Source organism: Streptomyces sp. NPDC107546 (assembly GCF_055639175.1).
Window position 1 is genome coordinate 461,244 of the sequence record NZ_JBVKBA010000003.1, and the last position, 6,651, is coordinate 467,894.

6 protein-coding genes and 2 pseudogenes are annotated in these 6,651 nt (G+C 70.4%); 4 read left to right on the plus strand and 4 right to left on the minus strand.

The annotated features are described in order from the left end of the window. Positions 1-71 precede the first annotated feature (71 nt). Both ACZ7L1_RS06910 and ACZ7L1_RS06915 read left to right on the plus strand, forming a co-directional pair. Positions 72-845, plus strand: a complete 774-nt coding sequence (locus ACZ7L1_RS06910) for an SDR family NAD(P)-dependent oxidoreductase (RefSeq protein WP_471434849.1) — start codon at positions 72-74, stop codon at positions 843-845. Positions 846-921: 76 nt separating this feature from the next. Next, positions 922-1,629 (plus strand): ester cyclase, encoded by a 708-nt coding sequence (locus ACZ7L1_RS06915; RefSeq protein ID WP_471434850.1) that lies wholly within the window; start codon positions 922-924, stop codon positions 1,627-1,629. Positions 1,630-1,697: 68 nt separating this feature from the next. Here ACZ7L1_RS06915 and groL read toward each other — a convergent pair whose 3' ends face one another. Together groL and groES are read right to left on the minus strand one after the other, a co-directional pair. Next, complete coding sequence (groL, locus tag ACZ7L1_RS06920) at positions 1,698-3,323, minus strand: chaperonin GroEL (protein ID WP_471434852.1); 1,626 nt, start codon at positions 3,321-3,323, stop codon at positions 1,698-1,700. A gap of 119 nt (positions 3,324-3,442) precedes the next feature. Next, positions 3,443-3,751 carry a co-chaperone GroES gene (gene groES, locus ACZ7L1_RS06925; protein WP_009190181.1) on the minus strand — a complete coding sequence of 103 codons (309 nt, stop codon included), beginning with the start codon at positions 3,749-3,751 and terminating at the stop codon, positions 3,443-3,445. A 203-nt stretch (positions 3,752-3,954) separates the two neighbouring features. Here groES and ACZ7L1_RS06930 point away from each other — a divergent pair. After that, positions 3,955-4,122: pseudogene (locus ACZ7L1_RS06930) on the plus strand (SDR family NAD(P)-dependent oxidoreductase); the annotation flags it as partial. A 71-nt stretch (positions 4,123-4,193) separates the two neighbouring features. On the opposite strand, the gene ACZ7L1_RS06935 reads toward ACZ7L1_RS06930, so the two are convergent. Both ACZ7L1_RS06935 and ACZ7L1_RS06940 read right to left on the minus strand, forming a co-directional pair. Beyond that, complete coding sequence (locus ACZ7L1_RS06935) at positions 4,194-5,003, minus strand: polysaccharide deacetylase family protein (RefSeq protein WP_471434854.1); 810 nt, start codon at positions 5,001-5,003, stop codon at positions 4,194-4,196. Next, a pseudogene (locus tag ACZ7L1_RS06940) lies at positions 5,000-5,215 on the minus strand (polysaccharide deacetylase family protein); the annotation flags it as partial. The gene ACZ7L1_RS06935 and the pseudogene ACZ7L1_RS06940, both read right to left, overlap by 4 nt. 164 nt (positions 5,216-5,379) lie before the next feature. Between ACZ7L1_RS06940 and ACZ7L1_RS06945 the strand changes: the two are divergent. After that, positions 5,380-6,552 carry a class I SAM-dependent methyltransferase gene (locus ACZ7L1_RS06945; protein WP_471434856.1) on the plus strand — a complete coding sequence of 391 codons (1,173 nt, stop codon included), beginning with the start codon at positions 5,380-5,382 and terminating at the stop codon, positions 6,550-6,552. Positions 6,553-6,651: the final 99 nt, after the last annotated feature.

Here is a 6,651-nt window from a genome sequence, read left to right on the forward strand (position 1 = left end):
GGCGGCTCAACCGGTGAGAATGCCCGGTCCACGAGGCGGACTCGCCGACTCCGGGTCACTATCGTTGGGTCATGACAACGGCTCTGATTACGGGATCGACCGCGGGCATCGGCGCCGCGTTCGCACGGCGGCTGGCCGCCGACGGCCATGACCTCGTCCTGGTGGCGCGCGACACCAAGCGGCTGCGGGAGCAGGCGACCGAGCTGCACGACCGGCACGGCATCGAGGCCGAGGTGCTGACGGCGGACCTGGCGACCGACGAGGGCATCGAGGCGGTGGCCAGGCGCCTGTCCGACCTGAAGAACCCGGTCGACCTGCTCGTGAACAACGCGGGCTTCGGCAACAAGGGCCGTTACCTCGACGTGTCGATGGCCGACGAGCTGCGGATGCTCAAGGTGCACTGCGAGGCGGTGCTGCGGCTGACGAGCGCGGCGGCGGAGGCGATGCGAAAGCGCGGTCGCGGCGGGATCGTCAACGTGGCCTCGGTGGCGGCATTCGTCCCGCGCGGTACGTACGGGGCGTCGAAGGCGTGGGTCGTGCAGTTCACGCAGGGCGCGGCGAAGGACCTGGCCGGGTCGGGCGTACGGCTGATGGCGCTGTGCCCGGGCTTCGTGCGCACCGAGTTCCACGAGCGGGCCGGGATGGGCACGGACAACATCCCGAACTGGATGTGGCTGGACGCGGACAAGCTGGTCGCCTCCGCGCTCGCCGACCTGGCCCGCGGCAAGACGCTGTCGATCCCGGACCCGCGGTACAAGGTGCTGATGGGCATGGTGAAGGTGACGCCGCGCGCGCTGCTGGGCGGGATCAGCTCGCGGACCGGGCGCAAGTACGGGCCGCAGTAGCACGGGTGACGCCGCCCCCCGGGTGGGAAAATGGGGCATATCTGCGTCAGGACCCAGGGGGGCCGGAGGCGGCGTCATGACATTCGTGCAGCTCATCGACTGCAAGACCAGCCGGTTCGACGAGATGAACCGGATCATGGACAGATGGGTCGAGAAGACCAGGGGCAGGCGGACGGCGACCCACGACGTGATCGGCAGGGACCGGTCCGACGCCTCGCACTTCATCGAGATCGTGGAGTTCCCCTCCTACGAGGACGCGATGCGGAACTCCAACCTCCCGGAGACCGACCAGGTCTTCCGCGAGATGGTCGCCCTGTGCGACGAGATGCCCACCTTCGTCGATCTGGAGGTGGTGCGGGACGAGCAGTTGTACACGGATGCGGTGCGACGCCTGTTCGACACGCTGGCGACAGCGGGCGAACTGCCACCGCTCAACGACCTGATCGCGGAGGGCTGCCACAGCCACGACCCCGTGAACCCGCAGGACACCATCGGCCTGGACGCCATCCGGCGCGAGTACCGGATGTGGCGGGACGCCTTCGACTTCGCCTTCAGGATCGAGGACCTGATGGAGCAGGGCGACCGGGTGTGCGCGCGGTGGACCTGGGACGCCACGCACAAGGGTGAGTTCCTGGGGATCCCGTCCACCGGCCGCAAGGTCACCATGACCGGGATGACCCTCTTCCGCTTCGGTGAGGACGCGAAGATCGCCGAGACCTGGTGGCAGCACGACCAGCTGGGGCTGATGGAGCAGCTGGGGGCGCTGGACGAGCTCGAGCGGTAGGAGGCCGGGACAACGGGAAGGCCCGGCGCCCCGAAGGGTGCCGGGCCTTGCGCGACGTGCGTCGTACGTCAGTGGGCGTGACCGTGGCCGTGGCCGGCCGCGGCGGGCTCCTCCTCTTCCTTCTTCTCGACGACCAGGGTCTCGGTCGTCAGAAGCAGGGAGGCGATGGAGGCGGCGTTCTCCAGGGCGGAGCGGGTGACCTTGACCGGGTCGATGACGCCGGCCTTGATCAGGTCGCCGTACTCGCCGGTGGCGGCGTTGTAGCCGTTGCCCTTCTCCAGCTCGGCGACCTTGGAGGCGATGACGTAGCCCTCCAGGCCCGCGTTCTCGGCGATCCAGCGCAGCGGCTCGACGACCGCGCGGCGCACGATGGCGACACCGGTGGCCTCGTCGCCCTGCTTGCCGAGGCCGTCGGCCAGCACCTTGGAGGCGTGGACGAGGGCGGAGCCACCACCGGAGACGATGCCCTCCTCGACCGCGGCGCGGGTCGCGGAGATGGCGTCCTCCAGGCGGTGCTTCTTCTCCTTCAGCTCCACCTCGGTGGCGGCGCCGACCTTGATCACGCACACGCCGCCGGCCAGCTTCGCGAGGCGCTCCTGGAGCTTCTCGCGGTCCCAGTCGGAGTCCGTGGTCTCGATCTCGGCCTTGATCTGGGCGATGCGACCCGCGACGTCCTCGGACTTGCCGGCGCCGTCGACGATCGTGGTGTCGTCCTTGGTGACGGTGACGCGGCGGGCGGAGCCCAGCACGTCCAGGCCGACCTGGTCGAGCTTGAGGCCGACCTCCTCGGAGACGACGGTGGCGCCGGTGAGGACCGCCATGTCCTGCAGCATCGCCTTGCGGCGGTCACCGAAGCCGGGGGCCTTGACGGCGACCGCGTTGAAGGTGCCGCGGATCTTGTTGACGACCAGGGTGGACAGGGCCTCGCCCTCGAGGTCCTCGGCGATGATCAGCAGCGGCTTGGAGGAACCGGCCTGGATGACCTTCTCCAGCAGCGGCAGCAGCTCCGCGATGGCGGAGATCTTGCCCTGGTTGATCAGGATGTACGGGTCGTCGAGGACGGCCTCCATGCGCTCCTGGTCCGTCACGAAGTACGGCGACAGGTAGCCCTTGTCGAAGGCCATGCCCTCGGTGAAGTCCAGCTCCAGACCGAAGGTGTTGGACTCCTCGACGGTGATGACACCGTCCTTGCCGACCTTGTCCATCGCCTCGGCGATCAGCTCGCCGACCTGCTGGTCCTGGGCGGACAGCGCGGCCACGGCGGCGATGTCGGACTTCTCGTCGATCGGGCGGGCGGTGGCCAGCAGGTCGTCGGAGACGGCCTTGACGGCGGCGTCGATGCCCTTCTTCAGGGCGGCCGGGGAGGCGCCCGCGGCGACGTTCCGCAGACCCTCGCGCACCAGCGCCTGGGCGAGCACGGTGGCCGTGGTGGTGCCGTCACCCGCGATGTCGTTGGTCTTGGTCGCCACCTCCTTGACCAGCTGGGCGCCGAGGTTCTCGTACGGGTCCTCGATCTCGACCTCACGGGCGATGGTGACGCCGTCGTTGGTGATCGTGGGGGCGCCGAACTTCTTGTCGATGACGACGTTGCGGCCCTTGGGGCCGATGGTCACCTTGACCGTGTCGGCCAGCTTGTTGACGCCGCGCTCGAGGGCGCGACGGGCGTCCTCGTCGAACTTCAGGATCTTCGCCATGGCAGCGGGAGCCCTCTCGGAAATCTGGATGAACGAAACTGCGCCCCGGGCGCCCGGCTTCTCTTATCGGTCGCGGGGGCCAGGGGCGCAGCTCAAAAGCAGGAGTGCTTCGGGGTGAACTACTTCTCGATGATCGCGAGCACGTCGCGGGCCGAGAGAACGAGGTACTCCTCGTTGTTGTACTTCACCTCGGTGCCGCCGTACTTGCTGTAGAGCACGACGTCGCCGACCTTGACGTCGAGCGGAAGGCGGTTGCCGTCCTCGAAGCGGCCCGGGCCCACGGCCAGGACGACGCCCTCCTGGGGCTTCTCCTTGGCGGTGTCCGGAATGACCAGGCCAGAGGCCGTGGTCTGTTCGGCGTCCAGCGGCTGGACCACGATGCGGTCCTCGAGCGGCTTGATGGCAACCTTGGAGCTGGCGGTCGTCACGATCCGACCTCCCCCTTCGGAGATCTCACGGGGTTAACTGTCTGAGGTGGCGACCAGGTCGATCCGTCGTCGCGGGTGCCGGACCTGCCCGTCGCTTTGTTGGCACTCTCCGGTGGTGAGTGCCAGAGCCGAGACTATGACCGCGGTTAGCACTCGGTCAAGCGGAGTGCCAATGCCTGCGGGGCGCGCCGTGGTGAGTTCGGTTGCCCGGGGGTTGGTGTTCACCCGATGGTGGGGTGACCGCCCTGGGGGCTCGATCCGCCAATGGCATCGGCCGGGCCACTGCCCGCGCCTTCGCCGCCGAGGGCGCCCATGTGGTCGCTGTCGGACGGCGAAGCCAACCTCTCGAGGAGACGGCGGCCGGGCACGAATGTCAGTACGTCGGTGTATCCCGTCCGGCGCGGCTCCGAAGCACCGGCCATCGATTGGGCTTCGGGGGCCGTCAGAGGTAGTCCTCCAAGCGGGCCACCGTGAAGCCCCTCGACTGCAGGCGGCGCAGGACGCGGGTGGTCTCCGTGGTCAGGGAGGTCAGAGGGCGGCCCGGTTCGTGGGGGCGCAGGATGTCACCCGGACGGAGGGTCGTGGACCTTCCGTAGGTGTGCGTCGGGCGCCACAGGATCAGGGCCCTGATGCCGCAGTCCGCCGCGGCCCGCAGCGTCGTGCGGTCGTACCTGCCGTAGGGCGGGCGCAGCAGAACGGGGCGCCGGACCAGGCGGAAGCGCAGGCGGTCCCGCCCGGCGCAGATCTGGGCACGCTGCTGCGCGAAGGGACGGCCACGCAGTCCGACGTGGCCCAGGGTGTGGTTCTGGATGGTCGCTCCCGCCGCCCGCAGCCGGGCGATGCGCGCGTACCCGGGTCCGTCGCCGCTGTCCGTGAGGAACACGCTGACGGGCAGCCGCAGGTCACGGACCATCTCGACGAACCGGGGGTCACGCTCGGCACCCTCGTCGTAGGTGAGGAAGACGACCCTGTCGTGGGTGGGGACGCGGTCGAGGACCTCCGGCAGCCCCTCCTCCGGGTCGGCGTGGCGGGGCAGGGGGCGGGCCGGCCGGGGCGCGGGCGCGAGCGGGGCGGTGAGCCCCCAGCGGCGGTACGCCCCCTCGTGCGGAGCGTACGACCTGCGCACCCTCTGCGCCGCCTTCTTGCCCAGCCGTTCGATGGGGTCGACCGACTGGGCGCAGCCCGCCGTTCCGGCCAGGACCGCGGCGGCCAGGGCCCCCGCCAGCAGTGCGCGCAGCCGCCGTGCCCTCACAGGTAGTCCTCCAGGCGTGCCACCGCGTACCCCTCGTCGGTCACCTTCTTCAGGAACCTGCGGATCACGTCGGGCATCGTGCCGTTCCAGTCCGCCCGGCCGCGGAAGTGCGTCAGCACGATGTCCCCGGGGTGCAGGCCTCGGTCCCACTCGCGGTACTCCCAGTGGTCGACGTAGACCTCCTCGTCCGAGATCGGCGCGTATCTGATGCCGGACCCGTCAAGCGCGACACACACACAGCAGTGCATTTTGTGCACTTTTTGTCATCTTGTCCTACGAGTCGCATGGTGCCGGATCCTTTCAGTCACCGGCGGCCGCGGCGGGCCGACACCGCGATCCGGCGCACGCCGTCCACCGACTGGCCGACAATGACCGGGTGAACGACCTCTCCTTCGCCTCCCTGCTCACCCCTGAGGGTCGTGCCCTCCTGGACGAGGTGCGCGGCACCGACCCGGCGCGGGAGTTGGCCGTCGCCACCCGGCTGCGCCGCGAGCACCCCGCCGAGCTGGTCTCCGCGGCCCTCGCACAGGCACGGCTGCGCGAGCGGGCGGCAGCGAAGTTCGGCGCGCAGGACGCGCAGCGGATGTTCTTCACCCCGAACGGCGTCGAGCAGTCCACCAGGGCCACGGTCGCCACCCACCGCGCCGAGCGCTTCCGGGCCCTCGGGGTGACCTCCGTCGCCGACCTGTGCTGCGGCGTGGGCGGCGACGCCATCGCGCTCGCCCGGGCCGGCATCCGCGTCCTGGCCGTGGACCGCGACCCGCTGACGGCGGCCGTGGCGCGCGCGAACGCCGACGCGCTGGGGCTCGCCGGCCTGATCGAGGTGCGCGAGGCCGACGTCACCGAGGTGGAGGTGTCCTCGTACGACGCCGTCTTCGTCGATCCCGCACGGCGGACAGGACGCGGTCGCATCTTCGACCCGGAGGCGTACTCGCCCCCGCTGTCCTGGGCGGTGGCCACGGTTCTGCGGGCCTCGCACGCCGCACTGAAGGTGGCGCCGGGCATCCCGCACGAGGCGGTGCCCGACAAGGCGGAGGCCGAGTGGATCTCGGACGGCGGGGACGTGAAGGAGGCGGTGCTGTGGTTCGGCACACGGCCGGGCGAGGTACGGGCCACGCTCCTGCCCGGACCGCGCGTGCTGCGCGGGCGCGGCCTGCCCGACCCACCGGTGCGCCCCCTCGGCCGCTACCTCTACGAACCCGACGGCGCCGTGATCCGCGCGCACCTGGTGGCGGAGGTGGCCGAGGACGTGGACGGCGGCCTGATCGACGAGACGATCGCCTATGTGACGGCGGACGGACGCCGCGCCTCGCCTTACGCCACCGCGTACGAGATCACCGACCGGCTCCCCTTCAACGTGAAGAAGTTGAAGGCGCTGCTGCGGGAGCGGGAGGTCGGGATCCTGACCGTGAAGAAGCGCGGCTCGCCCGTCGAGCCGGAGGAACTGCGCCGCAAGGTCCTGCCCAAGCCGCACGGCCCCAACGCGGTGACCGTGTTCCTGACCCGGGTCGCGGGGGCGCCCACCATGCTGCTCGGGCAGCCCGTCTAGTGCCGTGGCCGGAAAGGTTTGCCGGAAAGCTCGCGGCGTCCGGTGCGGTGCATCGCAAGGCGGAGCGTCGCCCGCGTACCGGATGTACTCGGGCGATGC